Below are 20,571 nucleotides of genomic sequence, written 5' to 3'. Positions count from 1 at the left end.
CCGTAGGTAACTGCCTACCGCTCACCGTGGTCCAATCGGTGAGCGGTTTCCCGGTCCACTTCCGGCCGCGGTGAACGAGCGTTTACGATGCTGGGGTAAACAACTGTTCACTGCCGTGAGGACCCCGCCGACGTGCCCGCTCGCCCCCGCCTGATCCTCGCCGCGCTCGCGTTCTGCGGCGTGCTGGTCTCGATCAGCCAGACCATCGTCGTCCCCCTGCTCCCCGAACTCCCCGCGATCACCCACAGCCCGGCGTCCGACGTCAGCTGGCTGATCACGGTCACGCTGCTCACCGGTGCGGTGTTCACACCGCTGCTCGGCCGCGCCGGCGACATGTACGGCAAGCGCCGCGTGCTGCTGATCGCGCTGTCCTCGATGGTCGTCGGCTCGCTGCTCTGCGCGAGCAGCTCGAACCTGAGCGTCCTGATCGCCGGCCGCGCGTTCCAGGGCGCCGCGGTCGCGGTCGTCCCGCTCGGTATCAGCATCCTGCGCGACGAGCTGCCGCCGCGCCGGGTGATCCCGTCGATCGCGATCATGAGCTCGACCCTCGGCATCGGCGCCGCGTTCGGCATCCCGGCCGCGACCCTCGTCGTCGAGTACGCGAACTGGCACACGATGTTCTGGATCAACCTCGGACTCGGCCTGCTCGACATCGTCCTGGTGCTGCTGATCGTGCCGGAGTCCGCGATCCGGTCCCGCGGGCGGTTCGACGTCGTCGGCGCGATCGGCCTGAGCGCGTTCCTGGTCTGCCTGCTGCTCGCGGTCTCGAAGACCAGCCTGTGGAGCCCGTCGACCCTGGCCGTCCTGTACGCCGTGGCACTGCTGCTGGTCCCGCTCTGGGGGTGGTACGAGCTGCGCACGAAGAGCCCGCTCGTCGATCTCCGCGTGTCCGCGCGCCCCGCCGTACTGTTCACGAACCTCGCCGCGCTGCTGATCGGGTTCGCGTTCTACGCCAACTCGCTGTCGACCGCGCAGCTCGTGCAGGAGCCGACGTGGACCGGCTACGGGCTGGGCGAATCCATCGTCGTCAGCGGGCTGTGCCTGCTGCCGGGCGGTGTCGCGATGGTGCTGCTGTCGCCGGTGTCGGCGCGCATCTCGGCGGCGCGGGGGCCCCGGTTCACCTTGGGGATCGCGTCGGTGATCATGGCCGCGGGGTACGTCGTGCGGCTGTTCACCAGCAGCAACGTCGCCGGGATCGTCATCGGCGCGACGGTCGTGAGTGCCGGCACCGCCGTTGCGTACTCGGCGCTTCCGGCGCTGATCATGCATGCTGTGCCGGTGACCGAAACCGCGGCCGCGAACGGCCTCAACACGCTGATGCGCACGATCGGGCAGGCGATCTGCAGCACGATCGTCGCGACCGTCCTGGCCGGCGTCACGATCTCCAGTGCGGGCCGGGTCGCCCCGGCGCTGTCGGCGTACCTGATCGTGTTCGTGATCGCCGGCATCGCGGCGCTGGTCGCCGCCGGGCTGGTGCTGCTGATCCCGGTCCGGCGTCCCGCGCCGGCGTACGAGGTCACGACGCCGTGACCGATCCGGGGCGGACGGCGATCCTCCGCGCGGCCCGCAAGGCGTTCGCGCGGGAGCCGTACGACGCGGTCACGTTGCGCGGGGTCGCCGCGGAAGCGGGTGTCAGCGCGGCCCTGATCGTCAAGCACTTCGGCGGCAAGGAGGCGCTGTTCGAGCGGGTCGCCGACTTCACCGAGGCGGCCCAGCTGCTGCTCGCCGCGCCGAACGAGCGACTCGGTGAGCACGCCGTCCGCACCCTGGTCGAGTACCGCCGCGCGAACGACCAGGACCTGCTCGTCCGGGTGGTGTTCGCCGCCGGCAAGGGTGACGAACGCGCGCTGATCCGTGAGCACTTCCGCGATCAGGTCACCCGCGCCTTCGCGGCCCGCCTGACCGGGCCGGACGCCCAGTTGCGCGCGGGTCTGATCACCGCGCAACTGCTCGGCCTGGGCGCGATGCTCGCGATCGACAAGACCGGTCCGATCGCCGCCGCCGACCCGGGAACCGTCGTCGAGCTCTACGCGCCCGCGATCCAGCGTCTCATCCACTGATTGAACACCCGTCCTAGAATGTGGACTGGGCACTTGGTGTCACGTGTGACGCCACTAACATGGAGCATCCAGGCCGAGAGGCGCTGCAACGGACCCAGGTCCGCCACGCTCGACCTGGAGCACCGACTGCAAGGGCGCCTCCGGAGAGTTCTTCTTCTGGAGGGGTTGGCAGATGAGTGAAACCGCGCTGCGGGAGCTGCTGGATCAGCGGATCGCGGTCCTCGACGGCGCCTGGGGCACGATGCTGCAGGGCGCCAAGCTGCAGACCGCCGACTTCCAGGGCGATCGTTTCGGCAACCACACGCACGACGTGACCGGTGACCCGGACCTGCTGAACCTGACCCGCCCGGACCTGATCCTCGACGTCCACCGGCAGTACCTGGCGGCCGGTGCCGACATCACCACCACGAACACGTTCACCGCGACCAGCATCGGTCAGGCCGACTACGGCCTGCAGGACTACGTCCGCGAGATGAACGTCGCCGGCGCGCGGCTGGCCCGCCAGGCGGCCGACGAGGCCGGGAACAAGTTCGTCGCCGGGTCGATCGGCCCGCTGAACGTGACGCTGTCGCTGAGCCCGCGGGTCGAGGACCCGGCGTACCGCGCGGTGTCGTTCCAGCAGGTGAAGGACGCGTACGCCGAGCAGATCGCGGCGCTCGCCGAGGGCGGCGTCGACCTGCTGCTGATCGAGACGATCTTCGACACGCTGAACGCCAAGGCCGCCGTCGCCGCGGCCCGTGAGGTCGCGCCGCAGCTGCCGCTGTGGATCTCGGTGACGATCGTCGACCTGAGCGGCCGGACCCTGAGCGGGCAGACCGTCGAGGCGTTCTGGAACTCGGTGGAGCACGCCGATCCGCTGGTCGTCGGCGTCAACTGTTCGCTCGGCGCCGCCCAGCTGCGCCCGCACGTGGCGGACCTGGCCCGGTTCGCCGGCACGTACGTCGCCTCGCACCCGAACGCGGGCCTCCCGAACGCCTTCGGCGGGTACGACGAGACGCCCGCCGAGACCTCGGCGCTGCTGCAGGAGTTCGCCGAGTCCGGCCTGGTCAACATCGTCGGCGGCTGTTGCGGGACGACGCCCGCGCATATCGCGAAGATCGCCGAAGCGGTCGGGAAACTCGCGCCGCGCACCGTCGTACCGGCCGATCACGCCACCCGCTTCTCCGGGCTCGAGCAGTTCAAGATCGGCCCCGACACCGGGTTCGTGATGATCGGCGAGCGGACCAACGTCACCGGCTCGGCGCGGTTCCGCCGGCTGATCGAGGGCGACGACCACCAGGCCGCGGTCGACGTGGCGCTGGAGCAGGTGCGCGGCGGCGCGAACCTGCTGGACGTGAACATGGACGCCGACCTGCTGGACAGCGAGCAGGCGATGACCACGTTCCTGAACCTGATCGCGACCGAGCCCGAGGTGGCGCGGATCCCGATCATGATCGACAGCTCGAAGTGGTCGGTGCTGGAGACCGGGCTGAAACACGTGCAGGGCAAGGGCGTGGTGAACTCGATCAGCCTGAAGGAGGGCGAGGAGGAGTTCCTCGCGCACGCCCGGCAGATCCGTGACTACGGCGCCGGCGCGGTCGTGATGGCGTTCGACGAGCAGGGCCAGGCCGACACGGTCGAGCGCAAGGTGGAGATCTGCGGCCGGGCGTACGACCTGCTGACGGGGATCGGCTTCCCGGCCGAGGACATCATCTTCGACCCGAACGTGCTGGCCGTCGCCACCGGCATGTCCGAGCACAACGACTACGCGAAGAACTTCATCGACTCGCTGCCGCTGATCAAGCAGCGCTGCCCCGGCGTCCACATCAGCGGCGGCATCTCGAACCTGTCGTTCGCGTTCCGCGGCAACGACATCGTCCGCGAGGCGATGCACTCCGCGTTCCTGTACCACGCCGGCCAGGTCGGCCTGGACATGGGCATCGTGAACGCCGGCCAGCTCGCGGTCTACGAGGACATCCCGAAGGACCTGCTGGAGCTGGTCGAGGACGTCATCTTCAACCGCCGCGACGACGCCACCGACCGGCTGGTCGCCTTCGCCGAGAACGTGAAGGGCAAGGGCAAGCAGCGCGAGGTCGACCTGAGCTGGCGTGAGGCTCCGGTCGAGGCGCGGCTGTCGCACGCGCTCGTGCACGGCATCGTCGACTACATCGAGGACGACACCGAGGAGGCGCGGCAGCAGCTGCCGCGTCCGCTGGACGTCATCGAGGGTCCGCTGATGGACGGCATGAAGGTCGTCGGCGACCTGTTCGGCGCGGGCAAGATGTTCCTGCCGCAGGTGGTGAAGAGCGCACGGGTGATGAAGCGCTCGGTGGCCTACCTGGAGCCCTTCATGGAGGAGGAGAAGGAGCAGGCCCGCCGCGAGGGCCGCGCGGAGATGGTCCGCGGCCAGGGCAAGGTCGTGCTCGCGACCGTGAAGGGCGACGTCCACGACATCGGCAAGAACATCGTCGGCGTGGTGCTCGGCTGCAACAACTACGAGGTCATCGACCTCGGCGTGATGGTGCCGGCGGCAAGGATCCTGGACACCGCGGTGGCCGAGGGCGCGGACGCGGTCGGCCTGTCCGGGCTGATCACGCCGTCGCTGGACGAGATGGTGTCGGTGGCGGACGAGATGCAGCGCCGCGGGCTGAAGCTGCCGCTGCTGATCGGCGGCGCGACCACGTCCAAGCAGCACACCGCGGTCCGGATCGCCCCGGCGTACGAGAACACCACCGTGCACGTGCTGGACGCGTCCCGGGTGGTCGGCGTGGTGTCCGACCTGCTCGACACCGACCGCGCCGCAGAGCTTGCCAAGAGCAACAGTATCGAGCAGGAGCGGCTGCGCGAGCAGCACGCGAACAAGCAGCGCGCCCCGATGCTGACGCTGGCCGAGGCGCGGGCGAACAAGGAGCCGGTCGAGTACGGCGAGCTGCCGGTGCCGGCCTTCACCGGGCTGCGGTACGTGTCGCCGTCGATCGAGACCCTGCGGGAGATGGTCGACTGGCAGTTCCTGTTCCTGGCCTGGGAGCTGAAGGGGAAGTACCCGGCGATCCTGGACCAGCCGGTCGCGCGCGAGCTGTTCGACGACGCGAACACCTTGCTGGACGAGATCATCGCGGACGGATCCTTCACCGCCGAGGGCGTGTACGGGTTCTGGCCGGCGCACAGCGAGGGCGACGACATCGTCCTGGACGGGCTGGACCGGTCGTTCCCGATGCTGCGGCAGCAGACCGAGAAGCCGGCCGGCCGCGCGAACCGTTGCCTGGCGGACTACATCGCCCCGGCCGGTGACCACCTCGGCGGATTCGGCGTCGCGATCCACGGCGCCGAGGCGCTGGCGAAGGCGTACGAGGACCGCAACGACGACTACCGGGCGATCATGGTGAAGGCGCTGGCCGACCGGCTCGCGGAGGCGTTCGCGGAGTGGATCCACCTGGAGGCGCGGCGGGCGTGGTTCGAGCCGGACGCGGAGCCGGTCCTGGAGGACCTGCACGCGGAGCGGTTCCGCGGCATCCGGCCCGCGCTCGGGTACCCGGCCAGCCCGGACCACACGGAGAAGAAGGACCTGTTCGAACTGCTCGGGGCCGACAAGATCGGGCTCGGGCTGACCGAGTCGTTCGCGATGACGCCGGCCGCCGCGGTGAGTGGGCTGATCTTCGCGCACCCGGCGTCGCGGTACTTCAGCGTCGGACGTCTCGGCCGCGATCAGATCGAGGACTACGCGGTACGTCGTGGGCTCCCGGTCGCGGAGGTCGAGCGCTGGCTGCGGCCGAACCTGGCGTACGACCCGGAGTGAGCGGCGTCAGCGCCGGGTCCTGAGTCAGCCGTCTGAGCAGGGGATCGACCTGTCCGGCCACCGTCCGGACGGAGTCGGCGGCGAGCTTCGGCTCGCCCTGCTCGACCGCGGCGGCGAAGTCGCGCCGGAGAACGCCGATCGCCCGCCACTGCTCGCCCTCGGACAGTTCGTCGGTGCCCGGAAGCAGGGACATCACTGCCTCCCAGCGCTGGTCCGACTTCACCGACAGCATCCAGTCCGACAGCGCGGCGAAGTCCTCGGGGCCGGCCGGCGTACCGCCCTGCTGCCGGACGACTTCGGTCATCAGCGCACGGACCGCCGCCACGGCCGCCGGATCCCGGCCGGGGAAGGTGAGGTCCGGCGCCTCGGCGGCCCGGAGGAACTCCGCGGACTCGGTCTTCGGCCACACCTCGGCCAGTCGCTCCTGCGTCCAGACGTCGGCCAGACCGGTGTCCAGCGAGGCCTCGGCCTCCCAGAGTGCACCGATGTTGTCGGCCTCCGGACTGCTCAGTCCGGCGGCCTGGGACGTCATGTACGCGGTTGCCCGCACCAGCGTCGCCGGATCCCGCACCGGGCGCCCCGACTTGCTGCGATCCCGCGCGTCGCGGACCGACTCCGCCAGGTCTTCCGGCAGGAACATGGGGCTGCTCAGCTGCCGCAGATCCTCCTTCGGATCCGGCGGCGTCCACCCCGTCTCCTTCTGGACGATGTCGATACCGCGCCACCGGACGAGCCGGTCCGTGGTCTCGCTGACGGCCTCGACGACCGAGTCCGTCCAGGAGAAGCACGGATCGTCGGGATGGATCAGACCGATGGCCATGGTTCTCCTCGTCCCTGGGAGCAGCGGTTTCAGATTAGGGGCGCGGCGGGTTCACCGGGGCCTGCCGATGCTTACCCTGAACGGCATGACTGTGAGACCTGCTGTTGCCGGGGATGCGGACGCGGTGGCGGCGATCTGGTACGCCGGCTGGCGCGACGGGCACCTGGGGCATGTGCCGGACGAGTTGGTCGCCGTACGGACCGAGGAATCGTTCTGGACCCGGGCGGCCGAGCGGATCGCGGACACCACCGTGGCCGTCGTCGGCGACGAGGTCGCGGGGTTCGTGATGGTGGTGGGCGACGAGGTCGAGCAGGTGTACGTCGCGGGCGCGCATCGCGGATCGGGCGTAGCCGGGACGCTACTCACCGAGGCCGAACGGCAGGTGCGGGCAGCGGGTCACCAGGAGGCCTGGCTGGCCGTCGCGACCGGTAACGCGCGGGCGCGTCGGTTCTACGAGCGCAACGGCTGGACGGACGGCGGCGCGTTCGACTATCCGGCGACCGTCGGCGACAGCAGCATCCCGGTCCCTTGCCACCGGTACGTGAAGCCTGTCTGAACGCAGGTTTCCCCTGCAATCGGGGCCTGCGGCAGGTACATCGGCCACGGATGGAGTTAGCGTGCCTCACGCAAGCTTTTCCGTTCTTGGAGGGGTCACCATGACATTCCGGGCATTCCGTTCCTGGCGCCGGCCGTCCCGCCGCATGGTTCTGACCGGCGTCGCGGCCGTCGCGATGACATCGGTCGTCGGCGGGGTCGCGTACTCGGCGGGCGCCGCGACGCAGCAGCCCGCGATCCAGACGTCGACGCCGCACAGCGAGAAGCAGGTCACCAACATCGACGTACTGCGCCAGCAGTTGCGCAACTACTACGGTGACCCGCTCGGCTCCGGCACGTTCTCGGCGGACAGCAACTACGCGAAGGAAGCGCAGAAGGCGGCCGCCGCGGGCACGCACTGGATCTCCGCGCCGCACCACACCCGCAAGACCAAGGCGATCGTGCTCGACGTCGACGACACCACGCTGGCCACCTGGAACTACGAGATCTTCAGCAACTGGGCGTACAACCCGGCCACGAACGCCGACTACGTGCTGAACCAGCGGTTCCCGGCCGTGCCGGGCATGGTCGACCTGGTGAAGACGGCCGAGCGTGAGGGCTACGCGATCTTCTTCCTGACCGGCCGCGGCGCCGCGCAGGAACAGGCCACCCTGGGCAACCTCACCGCGGACGGGATCGGCATCGACGCCGGCTACCCGAAGCCGACGCCGCTGCGCAACGGCGAGGACGGCCTGTTCACCAAGCCCGCCGTCGCGAACTACCCCGACTACTTGAAGCAGGCCTGTGCGAACGACCCGAACGGCTCGTGCACCACGATCCACTACAAGTCGGCGACCCGCGCGCACATCGAGTCGCTCGGCTACGACATCGTCGCGAACTTCGGCGACCAGTTCTCCGACCTGAAGGGCGGCTTCGCCGACCGCACCTTCAAGCTGCCGAACCCGAACTACTACCTGCCCTGACGCGGCAGGACGCCGGACAGCAAGGTTCGTAGCCCGTCCGTCAGGGCGGGCTCGAACTCCATCCGGATCGCGGCGAGGGACGGGTCGGTCTCGTAGGCGGCGAGGATCGCCGGGACCGGGTGGGAGTGGGACCAGATCGCGCCCGCGAGCAGGCTCGCGTTGGCGATGAAGCGGCCCGCTCCCTGTTGGCCGAGCTCCGGCAGGACGCCCGCGACCACCGCGATCATCCGCTCGAACGCGACCGCGGCCGCCCGCTTGAACGCCAGCGCGGTCTCCGTCGTGACGTTGCGCTCCAGCACTGCCGCCTGCGAGCTGATCAGGTCGCAGAGCACCGGCCGCTTCGCCAGTGTGCCGACGATCGTCGCGACCAGGCGCTCGGCCCGCTCGCCGGTCTCCGCGGCGGGGGACACGTCCGCCGTCGCGCCCGCCAGATCCTCCACCCAGGCCGCCAGCTCGCTGCTGGACAGCTCGAGCAGGACGGCCTCGCGGGAGTCGAAGTAGTTCAGCACGTTCGACTTCGCCAGGCCGACGCGGCGGCTCAGTTCGTTCAGGCTGACGTCCGCGACCGGCATCTCGGTCAGCATCGTGGCCGCCGTGGCGAGGATCGCCCGCCGCCGCTCGGCTCGCTGCTCGGCACTCCGGGCGCGCTGGAAAGTCATGCCCACAGTCTACAGACCGACGGTCTGTTGTTATCGGACCGGCGGTCTGATAACGTCGAGCCATAACAGACCATCAGTCTTTTATGGAGTGTGGAGCATGTACGACGTCCCTGATCAGACCGGCAAGCTCGTCGTCGTCACCGGCGCCAACAGCGGCACCGGCAAGGAGGCCGCGCGGCGGCTCGCAGCCGCCGGCGCGCGGGTGGTGATGGCGGTCCGGACCCCGGCCAAGGGCGAGGCGGCGCGCGCCGAGATCCTGGCCGAGCACCCCGACGCCCGGCTCGAGGTGCGGCGGATCGACCTGGCGGATCTCGCCTCGGTGCGGGAGTTCGCCGAGCAGCTCACCGCCGACGAGCCACACCTGGACCTGCTGGTGAACAACGCCGGCGTGATGAACCCACCGACCCGGATCACCACCAAGGACGGCTTCGAGCTGCAGTTCGGCTCGAACTACCTCGGCCCGTTCGCGTTGACGGTCCGGCTGCTGCCGCTGCTGCTGGCCGCTCCGGCTCCGCGGGTCGCGACGATGGCCAGCGGCGCCGCCAACTTCGGCCGGATCCACTTCGACGACCTGCAATGGGAGCGTCGCTACCGGACGATGGCGGCGTACTCGCAGTCGAAGCTCGCCGACCTGATGCTGAGCAACGAGCTCGCCCGGCGGTCGACCGCCAACGGCTGGGGCCTGCTGAGCGTTGCCGCCCACCCCGGCTTCACGAACACCAACCTGCAGACGACCGGCCCCAGCCTCGGCCGCGACGGACTGCCCCTGGGCACGCGCCTGCTGTACCGCTTCGCCCCGCTGCCCTCGCAGGGCGTGGTGACCGGCACCGAGCCGCTGCTGTTCGCCGCGGCCGACCCGGCGGCCGAGCACGGTGCGTACTACGGACCGTCCGGTCGGTTCGGACTGGTCGGTCCCACGGCCGCGGTCAAGCAGCCCCGGGCCGCGCTCGATGCGGAGGCCAGCGCCCGGCTGTGGCAGGTTTCCGAAGGCCTGACGGGCGTCTCGCTGCCGTCTATCCTGCGCAAGTGAGTGAATGGTCGAGCGGGGGAATCTACGAGTCGTACGTCGGGCGCTGGAGCCGGCTCGTCGCGCCGGAGTTCGTCGGCTGGCTGGAGCAGCCGGCCGGGCTGCGCTGGCTCGACGTCGGCTGCGGCACCGGCGCACTGACCAGCACGATCCTCCGGACGGCCGATCCGGCGTCGGTGCTCGGGATCGACCCGTCGGAGGGCTTCATCGGCTACGCCCGCCAGGCCGTCCAGGACCCGCGGGCCGACTTCGAGGTCCGGTCCGCGGCCGAGCTCCCGGACGGCCCGTTCGACGTCGTCGTCGCCGGTCTGGTGCTCAACTTCGTCCCTGAGCGGGTCGAGGCGCTGCGCCGGATGCGGGAGATCGGCACGACGGTCGCTGCGTACGTCTGGGACTACGCCGGCGGCATGCAGCTGATGCGGTACTTCTTCGACGCGATGCTCGACGTCCGGCCGCAGGACAGCGAGCACGACGAGGGGCGCCGGTTCCCGTTCTGTACGCCGGAAGGTCTCGAGGACCTGTTCCGTGAGGCCGGGTTCGCCGATGTGCGGACGCGCGAGATCGTCGTACCGACGGAGTTCGGGTCGTTCGACGACTACTGGCAGCCGTTCCTCGGCGGGCAGGGTGTGGCCCCGGCGTACTTGCGCAGCCTGGACCCAGCGGACCAGGAGGTCCTGCGGGACGCCGTCCGGGCGCGGTTGCCGATCGAGGCCGACGGGTCGATCAAGCTGACGGCCCGGGCGTGGGCGGTTGCCGATCGAGGTGCCGATCGAGGGGCCGGCTGAGGTAGTCGTCGCGGAGCAGGCCGAAGAGCAGGTCGTCGGTCCACTCGCCCTTGAACCAGGAGTTCGACAGCCGCAGCCCTTCGCGGGTGAAGCCGACGCGCTCGAGCAGCCTGGCTGACGCGGTGTTCCTGGCGTCGCACTCGGCCGACACCCGGTGCAGCTCGCGGTCCACGAACACGTGGTGCAGCAACCCGCGCACGGCTTCGGACGCGTAGCCCTGACCTTGGTAGGCCGTCGCGAGCGTGAAACCGAGGTCGGCCTGCATCAGGTTGTCGGACAGGTTCAGCCCGAGATCGCCGACGAGGACGCCGTCCAGGTCGACGGCGTACTGGAACCAGCCGGCCGCCTCCGGGTCGCCCGCGGCGAACTGCTCGACCGTCCGCCGCGCGTCCGCGAGCGGCACCGGCGCCTCCCAGGACTGGAAGCGTGCGACGTCCGGATCGGAGCGGTACGCGGCGAACTGCTCGGCGTCCGCGGGGGTGAAGCGGCGCAGGATCAGCCGGTCGGTCTGCGCGAACATCCGCTCATCATGTCAAGACCGCGCGGCCGGCTCCGTCGTACCTGTGAGAGGAGAGCGCCGATGAAGTTCTTACTGATCCTGCAGGGTGAGGGTGAGCCACGACTGCAGCGCGACGAGTTCGAGCGGGTCGCCCACGACGCCGGTGAACTGGTCGGCGGCGAACTGCTCGCGGACCCCCAGCTGTCCGTCCGCCTGCCCGACGACGAGCCGAGCCGCATCGACGGGTACTACGTGGTCGACGTCGAAAGCCGCGCCCGAGCCGTCGAACTGGCCCGCCTGCTCCCGGACTCCCAAGTCACCGGCCGCTCGGTGGAAATCCGCGCCGTGATGCACTCGACCGGCATCGACTTCTGAACCACCGCCGGAAACGCCCGCCCCCCGCTCGCCCGGCCCCGGCGGTCGGGCGGAGCCGTCCGTTCGAGGGGTTGACCCCTGAGCTTGCCGGTTGGCCCCCCGGAAAGCCAGGGGCCAACCGGCCATCTGAGGGGTCAACCCCCAAGGCGGGCAGTGACGAGCGCGGCGCCGCGCAGCAACCTCAACCACTCGTCCGATGGGGTCGCGCCACCTTGAACCAGAGGCTGGTGGCCAGGGGGGTCTCGGTGGTGCTCAGGCGTTCCAGGCGGACGGTTCGGCCGCCGGGGTGGTCGAAGAGGCGGGTGCCGTCGCCGAGCATGACCGGGGCGTAGAGGAGCAGGACCTCGTCCAGTTCGCCGGCCTCGAGGCACTGCTTGGCGATGTTCGCGCCGATGACGTTGACGTACTTGTCGCCGGCCGCCTGCTTGGCCCGGGCAAGGGCCTTCGTGAAGTCGTCGACGAAGGTGACCCCGTCCTCCGGCGCGGACGGCGGGCGGTGTGTGACGACGTACGCCGGTCCGCTCCAGCCGCCGCCGAACGCCTCGCCCTCGCCGGTCTCACCCTTGTACGGATCGTCGCCGTCGTGCGAGCGGCGGCCGATCAGCAGCGACCCGATCCGGGGGATCAGGTCGTCGACCTCCGGGTTGGGGCCGAGATACGGGCGCATCCACTGCATGTCGCCGTCCGGGCCGGTGATGAAGCCGTCCACCGACATCGTCACCGAGTACAGCACCTTCGCCATCGGGTTCCTCCTTCGTCCGGATGGGTGTTGAGACGAGCGAGCCGGGTAAAACTCATCGGCGGCGGCCCCGATGCGGCCCGCCGGCGGCTGCCTGGATAGCCTGACCGGCACTCCAGCTTTTCGGATCACGGCGGACGGATCGAGGTGCGGCGCGGCGATGCCCGGACACGACGAGACGCACCGGCCGCCGCGTGCCGACGAGCCGGGCAGGATCGACCTCGACCGCGCCTCCCAGGCCCGGGTCTACGACCTGCTGCTCGGCGGCAAGAACAATTTCGAGGTCGACCGGCAGTTCGTCCAGGAGCTGCTGAAGATCGCACCGGAGATCGCCGAGCTGACCCGGCAGAACCGCCGCTGGCTGGCCGACGCGATCGACCGGATGAGCGCCGACGGCGGGATCGACCAGTTCCTCGACCTCGGTGCGGGGCTGCCCACCGCGCGGAACACCCACGACATCGCGCTGCGCGCCGACGCGGCGGCGAAGGTCGTGTACGTCGACAACGACCTGACCGCGATCTCGCACGGTCAGGCGCTGCTCGCCGACGACCGGAGCAGCTTCTTCGCCGACGCGGACGTCGCCGACCCGGCCGCCGTCCTCACCCATCCGGTGGTGACCGAGGCGCTCGACCTGACCCGCCCGGTCGGGATCCTGCTCGGCCTGGTGCTGCACTCGATCGCGGATCCGGCCCGGGTGGTCGCGGACTACCTGGCCGCCGTACCCTCCGGCTCGTACGTGGCGATCACGCATCCGCTCAACCCGCGCGACGGCAGCCGGCTGGCCGAGTTCGCGACCGCGATCGAGGAGAAGCTGAGGGACGCGTTCCCGCACATCCGGTTCCGGACCGGCGACGAGATCGCCGGGCTCGTCGCCGGGCTCGACCTGGTCGCCCCGGGGCTGGTCGACCTCGCGTCCTGGTGGCCGGAGGCCGAGCGGACCCTGCACGCGGCCGGCCCCGGCCGGCTCGTCCTGGTCGCTCTGGCCCGCAAACCGTAGGAATTCGCTGGTCACCGGCGCCCGGCCGGACCATGATGGGTCGCATGTCTGCTCAGGCTGCTGCCGCTTACTGATCGTCACCGCGCCCGATGACACCTGGCGCGTCCGATCAAGCCCGTCCCGTGGACGGGCCCCGAAGCGTGCAGTCCGTCAGCCTTGGAGCCAGCCTTCCCATGACTTCTGAGTCGTCCTGGGTCGAGGTCGCGTGTGACGAGTCGGGGTTCTCCGGAACCAACCTGCTCGACCCGGCCTCACCCGTCATCACCCATGCCAGTGTCGATCTCGACGTGCCCGCGGCCGCCGACGTGATCGACGTCCTGCGAGCCCGGCTGCGCCGCCGGACGGAGTACAAGTCCAACCAGTTGCTGCGGCCCGAGCAGCGGCCCGCGCTCGAGTGGCTGCTCACCACCTTGCGGGGGCAGGCACATGTCCACGTCATCGACAAGACCGCGTACGTCGCCGCGCGGGTGTTCGAGCTGTTCACCGAGGACCCGTCGTACGGCGCCGGCACCAGTCTCGGCACGGACCACTCGGAGGTCGTCGCGGCGCTGCGGCACCGGACCGGGTTCCTGGCGGCGTTCGTGGACCTGGCCCGGACCAAGCGGGTCCGGCTGATGGATCACGCCGCCGTCGACCGGTTCTTCGCGACGATGCCGGCCGACGTACCGGCGTTGCGGGTGCTGACGCGGGCCCGGGTCGAGGAGGTGATGCAGCGGCTGATCGACGAGGACCCGGAGCTGCCGCCGCCGTTGGAGCCGCTGGTCCCGGCGCTCGCCGAGACGGTGCTCTACTGGAGCGCCGGCGGGCGTCGCGTCGCGGTCGTGCACGACGAGCAGAGTGCGCTGACGCCGGGCCGGGTGGCCAGGCTGGGGGCGTTCCTCGCCGCGGGGGCGGAGCCGGGGCCGCTGCGGTCGTTCGTCCAGGTCGACTCCAAACGCGATCCGCGGGTGCAGGTGGCCGACTTCCTGGCCGGGATCGCGCGCCGGCGGACGCCGGACCTGGTGGACCTGCTGGAGCCCTACACCTGTGCCGCCACGAACTCCTCCCAGGTGTGAGTGCCGACGGTGGCGCCGGTGAGCGTGAGGTTGCCGCCCGAGCGGTACACCTTGCCAGCCTTGCCCGGGACGCGGACCGGCAGTGACAGCCGGCGCTTCCCGGTGGTCCGCAGGTAGTCGCGGGCCAGGTCCGCCAGGCTGTAGACCTTCGGTCCGACCAGATCGGGGACGAGGCCCTGCGGCTCACCGAGCGTGAGTTCGGCCAGCCGCTCGGCCACGTCCCGGCTGTCGACCGGCTGGAACCGGAGGCCGCCGGGCACCGGCAGGACGGGCAGTTTCGCCATCGTCCGGACGGCGTTCCAGGCGAAGTCGTGCAGCTGGGCGACCCGCAGGACGGTCCACGGCACGGACGACCCGCGGACCGCCTGCTCGGCGCCGAGCTTCGACTTGAAGTACGTGAGCGGGAGTTGGTCGACCGCGGTCACCGAGATGTGCACCAGGTGCCCGACCTTCGCCCGCTCGGCCGCCTCGACCAGGTTCCGGGTGCCGATCTCGTCGCCCTTCGGACCACCGGCCAGGTGCAGGATCACCTCCACTCCGTCCACGGCCCGGTCCAGCCCCTCGCCGCTCAGCAGGTCGACGGCCAGGTACTCGATGCCGTCGCCGCGGTCGCCGGCGTGCCGGCTGAGGACGCGGACCTTACGGCCGGCCGCTTGCAGCAGCGGGACCACCTGACGGCCGATCGTTCCGGTACCGCCTGTCACCAGGATCATGAGCTTCTCCGTTTCTCGTTGTGCCTCTGCAGCGCTGACGGAGCCCGGTGGGCGGAGTGTGACCGAATGTGAGCTGGAATACATCAGGGCAAAATGTCGAGGGCCTGCCGGCGCCTCCGACGTCCGGGGTGCACGGGATACCGACACAGGAGGTTCTGTCATGAAGTACGTGGTCCTGATCCACTCCAACCCGCAGCCGTGGGGGCACCCGACGATCGACTTCACCGAGGTCGGCCGGGCGATCCCGGCGGACGAGCGGGCCGCGATGGGCAAGGAGTTCGACGAGATGCTCACCGAGCTGTCCGCGTCCGGCGAGCTGGTCACCGGCCTGGCGTTGGACGCACCATCGACCGCCCGGACCTACCGGTGGGAGGGCAGGCGCCCGGTCAACACCGACGGTCCGTACGCCGAGTCGAAGGAGCAGCTGGCCGGCTTCTTCGTCCTCGACTGCGCCACCCGCGCCCGGGCCGAGGAACTGGCCGCCAAGTTCGCCGGTCCCGGCGACGTCATCGAGTTGCGCCCGGAAATGGAGTTCTGACGACGATTGCGGACAGTAACGCGCGGATGTGACGTAGGACGGGATTTTGGAGTGACGTACGCCGTACCGCGGGCGCGGCCGGTCCCATAACCTAAGGGACTTAACGAGGGGCTGGAGGGGTGCCATGACGACTGTGTTGCTGATGGGACCGCCGGGCGCGGGCAAGGGGACGCACGCCGGTCACCTGGCCGGGCACCTCGGGGTGCCCGTCATCTCCACCGGTGACCTGTTCCGGCGCAACATCGCGGAAGGCACCGAGCTCGGCCGCACGGCGCAGCGCTACCTCGACGCCGGGGAGTACGTGCCCGACGAGGTCACCAACGCCATGGTCCGCGACCGCCTCGCCGCGAACGACGCCCGTCCGGGGTTCGTCCTGGACGGGTACCCGCGCACGCTCGAGCAGGCCGGCGTCCTGGACGACATCCTCGGCGGCCAGGGCCGCTCGCTCGACGCGGCCCTGGTGCTGCAGGTCGAGTCCGACGCGCTCGTCGACCGGCTGCTCCGGCGCGCCGAGATCGAGCACCGCTCGGACGACACCGAGGACGTCATCCGCCGCCGCTTCGAGGTCTACCACGAGCAGACCGCCCCGCTGATCCACTTCTACGCCGGTCGCGGGATCCACCACGAGGTCGACGCGTCCGCCGACATCGACACGGTCCGGGCCCGCGTCTGGCAGGTCGCCGTACAGCTCAAACCGGCCGCGTAGCCCGCACTGGATCGTCAGCTGCGCCAGGTCGGGGCGACCGACTTGCGGTAGGAGCGGCCGAACACGCCGGCGATCACGGTCAGCACCGGCTTCGGGATGGTGCCGGTGATGGCGGCGGACTCGGCGGGCGTGGCGCCGTCGAGCGCCCACGCGAAGAACGTGCCGCCCTGCGCCGGGCCGACCTTCGCGAACTCGCGGCCCATCGCCTTCATCTCGGGCGAGCCCTCGTTCGCCAGGTAGACGGGCTCGATCTCGGCCTCCTCGTGCTCGAGGTGCTCGACCGTGACCCGCTGCAGCTCCTGGATCGCGGCGCGTGCGGCTGCCGCGTCGTCCGCGCTCGCGGTCCGCCGCAGCGTGCCCATCGCCGTCCGCGACGCCGCCAGCGCGGCCGCCATCGTGTCGTGCTCGGCGTCCAGTTGCGTCAGGAGCTCCCGGCTGACGCCGAGCTTCTCCAGAGCCGGCCACGCGATCTCGTGCTCACCCTCGTGATGCCGGGTGAGCTGACTGTCGAAGTTCTGCCAGGCCGCCGCCAGCTGCGCGGCCCGCGTGCGGTCCCCGTCCGGGAACCGTCCCAACGCGTCCAGGAACCGATCCAGATCCCGCCGGACAGCGGCATGGATCGCCTTGTTCATGCTCATCTCCCCCATGGGTGGGAGTATCCGTCCCGGGAACAACGGTTGACCAGAGCAAGTTGATGCTGAATATGCATGGTGAGTACAAGGTCCCGGGCGGGAAGCTCGTCGTCGCGGACCTGGATGTGGTCGACGGTCACGTGCGGAACGCGCAGATCTCCGGGGACTTCTTCCTGGAGCCCGACGACGCGTTGGAGCGGATCAACGGGGCCCTGGCCGGCCTGCAGGTGGACACGTCCGCGGCGCAGATCGCGGCCCGGGTGCGCGGCGCGCTCGGTGACGGCGTCGAGATGCTCGGGTTCTCGCCCGAGGCGGTCGCGGTCGCCGTCCGGCGGGCGGTGACCGGCGCGACCGGTTGGCGTGACCACGAGTGGGAGTTCGTGCACGACGTACCGCGGGACCCGGCGCTGCAGATGGCGCTCGACGAGGTGCTGACCGAGGAGGTCGGCTCGGGGGAGCGGCCGCCGACGCTGCGGGTCTGGGAGTGGGCGTCGAACGCGGTCATCATCGGCAGCTTCCAGTCGCTGCGCAACGAGGTCGACCTGGACGGCGCGGCCCGGCACGAGGTCACCGTCGTCCGCCGGATCAGCGGCGGCGGCGCGATGTTCGTGGAGCCGGGCAACACGATCACGTACTCGCTGTACGTACCGGAATCGCTCGTCTCCGGCCTGTCCTTCGTCGAGTCGTACGCGTTCCTCGACGACTGGGTCATTGGTGCGCTCAACGATCTCGGCATCGCGGCGACGTACCAGCCGATCAACGACATCACCTCGCCGGCCGGCAAGATCGCCGGCGCCGCGCAGAAGCGCTTCGCCGGCGGCGCGGTGCTGCACCACGTGACGATGGCCTACGACATGGACGCCGGCAAGATGCTCGAGGTCCTGCGGATCGGCCGGGAGAAGCTGTCCGACAAGGGCACCACGAGCGCGAACAAGCGCGTCGACCCGCTGCGCAGCCAGACCGGGCTCGACCGTGCGGACGTGATCTCCCGGATGGTCGGCACGTTCCGGAACCGCTACGGGTTGTCGAACGGCGTGATCGCCGACGGCACCGTCGCGCTGGCCGAGGAGCGGGTCGGTGCGAAGTTCGGCACCGAGGAGTGGCTCACGCGGGTGCCGTGATCGGTACGGCGTTGCCGCTCACCCGCACCCGGTTGTCGTCCGGGCGGAGCTCGACCGTGATCAGGCTCGGCCGCCCGAGGTCCTCGCCCTGGTGCAGCGTGATCGTGGGCCGTGCCTGGCCGAGCTCACGGAGATAGGCGCCGAACGCGGCCGCGGCGGCCCCGGTCGCCGGGTCCTCGACCACGCCGCCCACCGGGAACGGGTCGCGGACGTGGAAGACGGCCGGCGATTCCCGCCAGACGAGCTGCAGCGTGGTCAGGTCGCGCTCGAGCATGTACGCGAGCAGACGGTCGAAGTCGTAGTCCAGATCGGCCAGTCGTTGCCGCGTCGCCGTACCCAGCACGAGATGCCGCGCTCCGGCGTACGCGATCCTCGGTGGCAGGCCCGGGTCGAGGTCGTCGGGTGACCAGCCCAGGATGTCGAGCACGTCGGTGAGCTCGCCGGCCGGTTCGACGGACGGCTCGACGCTGGTGAGCGTGGCGCGCAGGGTGTCGTCGACCGTCACCGGGACCTCGCCGGCCTGTGTCGCGAAGACGATCTCGCCGGGGCCGGTCCGCTCCGCCAGCGCGACGGCCGTCGCGACCGTGGCGTGACCGCAGAACGGGACCTCGGCCTTGGGGGAGAAGTACCGCACCGGGCGGACGTCACCCTCGCCGGTCAGGAACGCGGTCTCGGAGTACCCGACCTCGGCCGCGATCGCCTGCATGGTGGCGTCGTCGAGCCCACTCGCGTCGAGCACCACGCCAGCCGGGTTCCCTCCGGCCGGGTCGGACGTGAAGGCAGCGTAGCGGAGAACGGTCGTCATACGGTCCATCCAATCACCGCGTCCAGTCCAGCTGCGGCTCAGGGATCGCCAGCGTCCGCCCGAACTCCTTCGCTTCTTCCCGCGCCGCCTCGTCACCTCGCCGGTACCGGAACGTCCGCCCCGGGAAGACCACGAAGATCTCGTGCTCGTCGTGGAAGTCGGCGTACCACCCGGGACTGTCGAGCACCCCGGACAGCATCGTCGCCAACTCCTCACCCTGCTCGACCTGGAACTCGAGCAGCGACCAGATCTCCGGCTGCTCGGCCGACGTCCCGCCGACGGCCTGGCGGCTGACCTTCGTCACGGTCAACGGCATCCCGTCCAGCACGGTCCCGGCTTTGAGGCTCTCGAGGATCAACACTCCGCTGTACACGCAGACGAAGGTACGGTGCGGCGCCGACAATTGCCGGTATGGAGATCGGGTACGTGATCTTGTACGTCGAGGATCTGGACGCGTCGGTGGCGTTCTACCGCGACGTGGCCGGGCTGGCGTACAAGTTCACGGATGCGGGGTACGCGGAGTTCGACGCCGGTACTGTGCGGTTCGCGTTGTACGAGCGCCGGCGGGCGGAGTGGCTGACCGGGCGGGCGGTGACGCCGGGCGCGGGCGGGGAAGTGGTGGTGCCGGTGGACGATGTGGACGCGTACGCCGAGCGGCTGCGAGCGGCCGGCATACCGGTGCTGAGCGGGCCGGCGGACCGTCCGTGGGGACACCGGACGGTCCACGTCGCCGACCCGGACGGGTTCGTCGTCGAGTTCGCGGAGGAGATCCCGCGCGCTCGTGGGCGACGGTAGGTCAGCCGGCCCGGCTCCGCCCAGCCCGGCCCCGGGCCCGGCCCGGCTCCGCCCGGCCCGGCTCCGCCCAGCCCGGCCCGGGCCCGGCCCGGCTCCGCCCGGCCCGGCCCCGGGCCCGCTCGGCTGGACGGCGGGTCGCGGGTCGGCGGGTCGGCGGGTCGGCCGGGTCGGCGGGTCGGTGGGGGAGCGGGCGGCGGGTCAGCGGGGCGGCGGGTCAGCGGGGCGGCGGGTCGGCGGGTCAGCGGGGCGGCGGGTCGGCGGGTCAGCGGGGCGGCGGGTCAGCGGGGCGGCGGGTCAGCGGGTCAGCGGTAGTGGTGCCGGCGGCGGGACATGCCGCTGATCAGCATGAGCCAGAACATGCCCCACAGGAGCCACGGTGCGGCGAGTGCGATCGAGCTGACCACCAGGCCGATCATCAGGAACGGGGCCAGCATCAGGAACGGCGGCGGCGGACCTGGACGGCGGCGCAGGTTGGCCGGGCCTTGCGCGACCTGCAGTTCCGTCGAGACCGGCAGGTCGTCGAACAGCGGCTCGAGGTCATCGGCGTACCGCGCCCGCGTGACCACTTCGCTCCGCTCCTCGAACTCGCCTTGGGTCAACCGCCCGGCCACGAAGTGCTCACTCAACGCCGACACGGCCCGATCCCGCTCAGCATCACCGATCCGCACCCGCTTCACCTCACCCCGCACCCGTCCCCGCCCACGCTCCTCCAACAGCCCGTCGCGGCCGTCCGGGTCGCGAGCCTCCACCGGACTCTCGCGCCCGGATCGGCTGCTGGCCTCCGCCGAGTTCTCGCGGCCGGACCGGTTGCCGGCATCCAAGGCATCGCCGTGGCCGTCCCGGCTGTCGCCACGGTCCCGGCCGCCGTGGCCGCCGAGGCTACCCCGGCTGTCGCCACGGTCCCGGCCGCCGTGGCCGCCGTGGCTACCTCGGCTGTCGCCACGGTCCCGGCC

General features: G+C 70.8%; 23 protein-coding genes and 1 riboswitch. Of the genes, 14 read left to right on the top strand and 9 right to left on the bottom strand.

Going from position 1 to position 20,571, the window contains the following annotated elements; genetic code table 11:
• The first annotated feature begins 132 nt into the window (after positions 1-132).
• The 3 genes from ABZW60_RS16180 to metH all read left to right on the top strand — a co-directional run bounded on the left by ABZW60_RS16180 (position 133) and on the right by metH (position 5,835).
• Entirely contained in the window at positions 133-1,530 is a 1,398-nt protein-coding gene (locus ABZW60_RS16180; protein WP_355477420.1) for an MFS transporter, read from the top strand.
• Positions 1,527-2,060, top strand: a complete 534-nt coding sequence (locus ABZW60_RS16175; RefSeq protein ID WP_355477418.1) for a TetR family transcriptional regulator — start codon at positions 1,527-1,529, stop codon at positions 2,058-2,060. Before ABZW60_RS16180 ends, ABZW60_RS16175 begins: the two co-directional genes overlap by 4 nt.
• 69 nt (positions 2,061-2,129) lie before the next feature.
• Positions 2,130-2,207: riboswitch (S-adenosyl-L-homocysteine riboswitch) on the top strand.
• Between the two features lie 25 nt (positions 2,208-2,232).
• Entirely contained in the window at positions 2,233-5,835 is a 3,603-nt protein-coding gene (gene metH, locus ABZW60_RS16170) for a methionine synthase (protein ID WP_355477417.1), read from the top strand.
• Here the strand turns inward: metH and ABZW60_RS16165 are convergent.
• Positions 5,720-6,655, bottom strand: coding sequence for a hypothetical protein (locus tag ABZW60_RS16165; protein ID WP_355477415.1), 936 nt, complete (start codon positions 6,653-6,655; stop codon positions 5,720-5,722). The genes metH and ABZW60_RS16165 overlap by 116 nt on opposite strands.
• Before the next feature lie 85 nt (positions 6,656-6,740).
• On the opposite strand from ABZW60_RS16165, the gene ABZW60_RS16160 reads away from it, so the two are divergent.
• Entirely contained in the window at positions 6,741-7,211 is a 471-nt protein-coding gene (locus tag ABZW60_RS16160; protein ID WP_355477414.1) for a GNAT family N-acetyltransferase, read from the top strand.
• A 100-nt stretch (positions 7,212-7,311) separates the two neighbouring features.
• Complete coding sequence (locus ABZW60_RS16155) at positions 7,312-8,172, top strand: HAD family acid phosphatase (RefSeq protein ID WP_355477412.1); 861 nt, start codon at positions 7,312-7,314, stop codon at positions 8,170-8,172.
• On the opposite strand, the gene ABZW60_RS16150 is transcribed toward ABZW60_RS16155, so the two are convergent.
• Positions 8,160-8,831 (bottom strand): TetR family transcriptional regulator, encoded by a 672-nt coding sequence (locus ABZW60_RS16150; RefSeq protein ID WP_355477410.1) that lies wholly within the window; start codon positions 8,829-8,831, stop codon positions 8,160-8,162. The two genes, ABZW60_RS16155 and ABZW60_RS16150, sit on opposite strands and share 13 nt — an antisense overlap.
• Positions 8,832-8,928: 97 nt before the next feature.
• Between ABZW60_RS16150 and ABZW60_RS16145 the strand changes: the two genes are divergently transcribed.
• Positions 8,929-9,861 (top strand): SDR family oxidoreductase, encoded by a 933-nt coding sequence (locus ABZW60_RS16145; RefSeq protein ID WP_355477408.1) that lies wholly within the window; start codon positions 8,929-8,931, stop codon positions 9,859-9,861.
• Positions 9,858-10,643 (top strand): methyltransferase domain-containing protein, encoded by a 786-nt coding sequence (locus ABZW60_RS16140; RefSeq protein ID WP_355477406.1) that lies wholly within the window; start codon positions 9,858-9,860, stop codon positions 10,641-10,643. The genes ABZW60_RS16145 and ABZW60_RS16140 overlap by 4 nt, the downstream gene beginning before the upstream one ends.
• Here ABZW60_RS16140 and ABZW60_RS16135 read toward each other — a convergent pair.
• Positions 10,582-11,163, bottom strand: coding sequence for a GNAT family N-acetyltransferase (locus tag ABZW60_RS16135; protein WP_355477404.1), 582 nt, complete (start codon positions 11,161-11,163; stop codon positions 10,582-10,584). The two genes, ABZW60_RS16140 and ABZW60_RS16135, sit on opposite strands and share 62 nt — an antisense overlap.
• Before the next feature lie 60 nt (positions 11,164-11,223).
• On the opposite strand from ABZW60_RS16135, the gene ABZW60_RS16130 reads away from it, so the two are divergent.
• The gene (locus ABZW60_RS16130) at positions 11,224-11,517 is read left to right on the top strand and encodes a hypothetical protein (RefSeq protein ID WP_355477402.1); all 294 of its coding nucleotides are present in this window, start codon (positions 11,224-11,226) and stop codon (positions 11,515-11,517) included.
• A gap of 181 nt (positions 11,518-11,698) precedes the next feature.
• On the opposite strand, the gene ABZW60_RS16125 is transcribed toward ABZW60_RS16130, so the two are convergent.
• The gene (locus ABZW60_RS16125; protein ID WP_355477400.1) at positions 11,699-12,259 is read right to left on the bottom strand and encodes a dihydrofolate reductase family protein; all 561 of its coding nucleotides are present in this window, start codon (positions 12,257-12,259) and stop codon (positions 11,699-11,701) included.
• Positions 12,260-12,416: 157 nt separating this feature from the next.
• Between ABZW60_RS16125 and ABZW60_RS16120 the strand changes: the two genes are divergently transcribed.
• Positions 12,417-13,253, top strand: a complete 837-nt coding sequence (locus ABZW60_RS16120) for an SAM-dependent methyltransferase (RefSeq protein WP_355477399.1) — start codon at positions 12,417-12,419, stop codon at positions 13,251-13,253.
• Positions 13,254-13,426: 173 nt separating this feature from the next.
• Positions 13,427-14,308, top strand: a complete 882-nt coding sequence (locus tag ABZW60_RS16115; protein WP_355477397.1) for a DUF3800 domain-containing protein — start codon at positions 13,427-13,429, stop codon at positions 14,306-14,308.
• Here ABZW60_RS16115 and ABZW60_RS16110 read toward each other — a convergent pair.
• Positions 14,272-15,021 carry an SDR family oxidoreductase gene (locus ABZW60_RS16110; protein ID WP_355477395.1) on the bottom strand — a complete coding sequence of 250 codons (750 nt, stop codon included), beginning with the start codon at positions 15,019-15,021 and terminating at the stop codon, positions 14,272-14,274. The genes ABZW60_RS16115 and ABZW60_RS16110 overlap by 37 nt on opposite strands.
• Positions 15,022-15,181: 160 nt before the next feature.
• On the opposite strand from ABZW60_RS16110, the gene ABZW60_RS16105 reads away from it, so the two are divergent.
• Both ABZW60_RS16105 and ABZW60_RS16100 read left to right on the top strand, forming a co-directional pair.
• Complete coding sequence (locus ABZW60_RS16105) at positions 15,182-15,559, top strand: YciI family protein (RefSeq protein WP_355477393.1); 378 nt, start codon at positions 15,182-15,184, stop codon at positions 15,557-15,559.
• Positions 15,560-15,683: 124 nt separating this feature from the next.
• Positions 15,684-16,265, top strand: a complete 582-nt coding sequence (locus ABZW60_RS16100; RefSeq protein ID WP_355477391.1) for an adenylate kinase — start codon at positions 15,684-15,686, stop codon at positions 16,263-16,265.
• A gap of 14 nt (positions 16,266-16,279) precedes the next feature.
• Here the strand turns inward: ABZW60_RS16100 and ABZW60_RS16095 are convergent, their stop codons facing one another.
• A complete protein-coding gene (locus ABZW60_RS16095; protein WP_355477389.1) occupies positions 16,280-16,912 on the bottom strand; it encodes a hemerythrin domain-containing protein in 633 nt (210 codons plus the stop codon).
• A gap of 47 nt (positions 16,913-16,959) precedes the next feature.
• On the opposite strand from ABZW60_RS16095, the gene ABZW60_RS16090 reads away from it, so the two are divergent.
• Entirely contained in the window at positions 16,960-18,018 is a 1,059-nt protein-coding gene (locus ABZW60_RS16090; RefSeq protein ID WP_355477388.1) for a lipoate--protein ligase family protein, read from the top strand.
• Here ABZW60_RS16090 and ABZW60_RS16085 read toward each other — a convergent pair.
• Both ABZW60_RS16085 and ABZW60_RS16080 read right to left on the bottom strand, forming a co-directional pair.
• Positions 18,002-18,823 (bottom strand): PhzF family phenazine biosynthesis isomerase, encoded by an 822-nt coding sequence (locus ABZW60_RS16085; RefSeq protein WP_355477386.1) that lies wholly within the window; start codon positions 18,821-18,823, stop codon positions 18,002-18,004. The genes ABZW60_RS16090 and ABZW60_RS16085 overlap by 17 nt on opposite strands.
• A gap of 13 nt (positions 18,824-18,836) precedes the next feature.
• Positions 18,837-19,196 (bottom strand): hypothetical protein, encoded by a 360-nt coding sequence (locus tag ABZW60_RS16080; protein ID WP_355477384.1) that lies wholly within the window; start codon positions 19,194-19,196, stop codon positions 18,837-18,839.
• A gap of 38 nt (positions 19,197-19,234) precedes the next feature.
• On the opposite strand from ABZW60_RS16080, the gene ABZW60_RS16075 reads away from it, so the two are divergent.
• Positions 19,235-19,618, top strand: coding sequence for a VOC family protein (locus tag ABZW60_RS16075; RefSeq protein ID WP_355477383.1), 384 nt, complete (start codon positions 19,235-19,237; stop codon positions 19,616-19,618).
• A gap of 302 nt (positions 19,619-19,920) precedes the next feature.
• Here ABZW60_RS16075 and ABZW60_RS16070 read toward each other — a convergent pair.
• Positions 19,921-20,571 (bottom strand): DUF1707 domain-containing protein (locus tag ABZW60_RS16070; protein WP_355477381.1); only part of this gene is annotated, 651 nt, incomplete at its 5' end.

The sequence above is a fragment of the Kribbella sp. NPDC003557 genome, from assembly GCF_040610805.1.
Lineage (GTDB): Bacteria > Actinomycetota > Actinomycetes > Propionibacteriales > Kribbellaceae > Kribbella.
This window is presented reverse-complemented; position numbering and strand designations above follow the sequence as displayed.

Excerpts from the sequence above, each read along its gene's own strand:
- ABZW60_RS16075 (WP_355477383.1), top strand. The coding sequence starts at position 19,235 with ATGGAGATCGGGTACGTGATCTTGTACGTCGAGGATCTGGACGCGTCG.
- ABZW60_RS16100 (WP_355477391.1), top strand. The coding sequence starts at position 15,684 with ATGACGACTGTGTTGCTGATGGGACCGCCGGGCGCGGGCAAGGGGACG.
- ABZW60_RS16115 (WP_355477397.1), top strand. The coding sequence starts at position 13,427 with ATGACTTCTGAGTCGTCCTGGGTCGAGGTCGCGTGTGACGAGTCGGGG.
- ABZW60_RS16085 (WP_355477386.1), bottom strand. The coding sequence starts at position 18,823 with ATGACGACCGTTCTCCGCTACGCTGCCTTCACGTCCGACCCGGCCGGA.
- metH (WP_355477417.1), top strand. The coding sequence starts at position 2,233 with ATGAGTGAAACCGCGCTGCGGGAGCTGCTGGATCAGCGGATCGCGGTC.
- ABZW60_RS16090 (WP_355477388.1), top strand. The coding sequence starts at position 16,960 with ATGCTGAATATGCATGGTGAGTACAAGGTCCCGGGCGGGAAGCTCGTC.
- ABZW60_RS16165 (WP_355477415.1), bottom strand. The coding sequence starts at position 6,655 with ATGGCCATCGGTCTGATCCATCCCGACGATCCGTGCTTCTCCTGGACG.
- ABZW60_RS16150 (WP_355477410.1), bottom strand. The coding sequence starts at position 8,831 with ATGACTTTCCAGCGCGCCCGGAGTGCCGAGCAGCGAGCCGAGCGGCGG.
- ABZW60_RS16130 (WP_355477402.1), top strand. The coding sequence starts at position 11,224 with ATGAAGTTCTTACTGATCCTGCAGGGTGAGGGTGAGCCACGACTGCAG.
- ABZW60_RS16120 (WP_355477399.1), top strand. The coding sequence starts at position 12,417 with ATGCCCGGACACGACGAGACGCACCGGCCGCCGCGTGCCGACGAGCCG.
- ABZW60_RS16135 (WP_355477404.1), bottom strand. The coding sequence starts at position 11,163 with ATGTTCGCGCAGACCGACCGGCTGATCCTGCGCCGCTTCACCCCCGCG.
- ABZW60_RS16125 (WP_355477400.1), bottom strand. The coding sequence starts at position 12,259 with ATGGCGAAGGTGCTGTACTCGGTGACGATGTCGGTGGACGGCTTCATC.
- ABZW60_RS16145 (WP_355477408.1), top strand. The coding sequence starts at position 8,929 with ATGTACGACGTCCCTGATCAGACCGGCAAGCTCGTCGTCGTCACCGGC.
- ABZW60_RS16105 (WP_355477393.1), top strand. The coding sequence starts at position 15,182 with ATGAAGTACGTGGTCCTGATCCACTCCAACCCGCAGCCGTGGGGGCAC.
- ABZW60_RS16110 (WP_355477395.1), bottom strand. The coding sequence starts at position 15,021 with ATGATCCTGGTGACAGGCGGTACCGGAACGATCGGCCGTCAGGTGGTC.
- ABZW60_RS16095 (WP_355477389.1), bottom strand. The coding sequence starts at position 16,912 with ATGGGGGAGATGAGCATGAACAAGGCGATCCATGCCGCTGTCCGGCGG.
- ABZW60_RS16155 (WP_355477412.1), top strand. The coding sequence starts at position 7,312 with ATGACATTCCGGGCATTCCGTTCCTGGCGCCGGCCGTCCCGCCGCATG.
- ABZW60_RS16160 (WP_355477414.1), top strand. The coding sequence starts at position 6,741 with ATGACTGTGAGACCTGCTGTTGCCGGGGATGCGGACGCGGTGGCGGCG.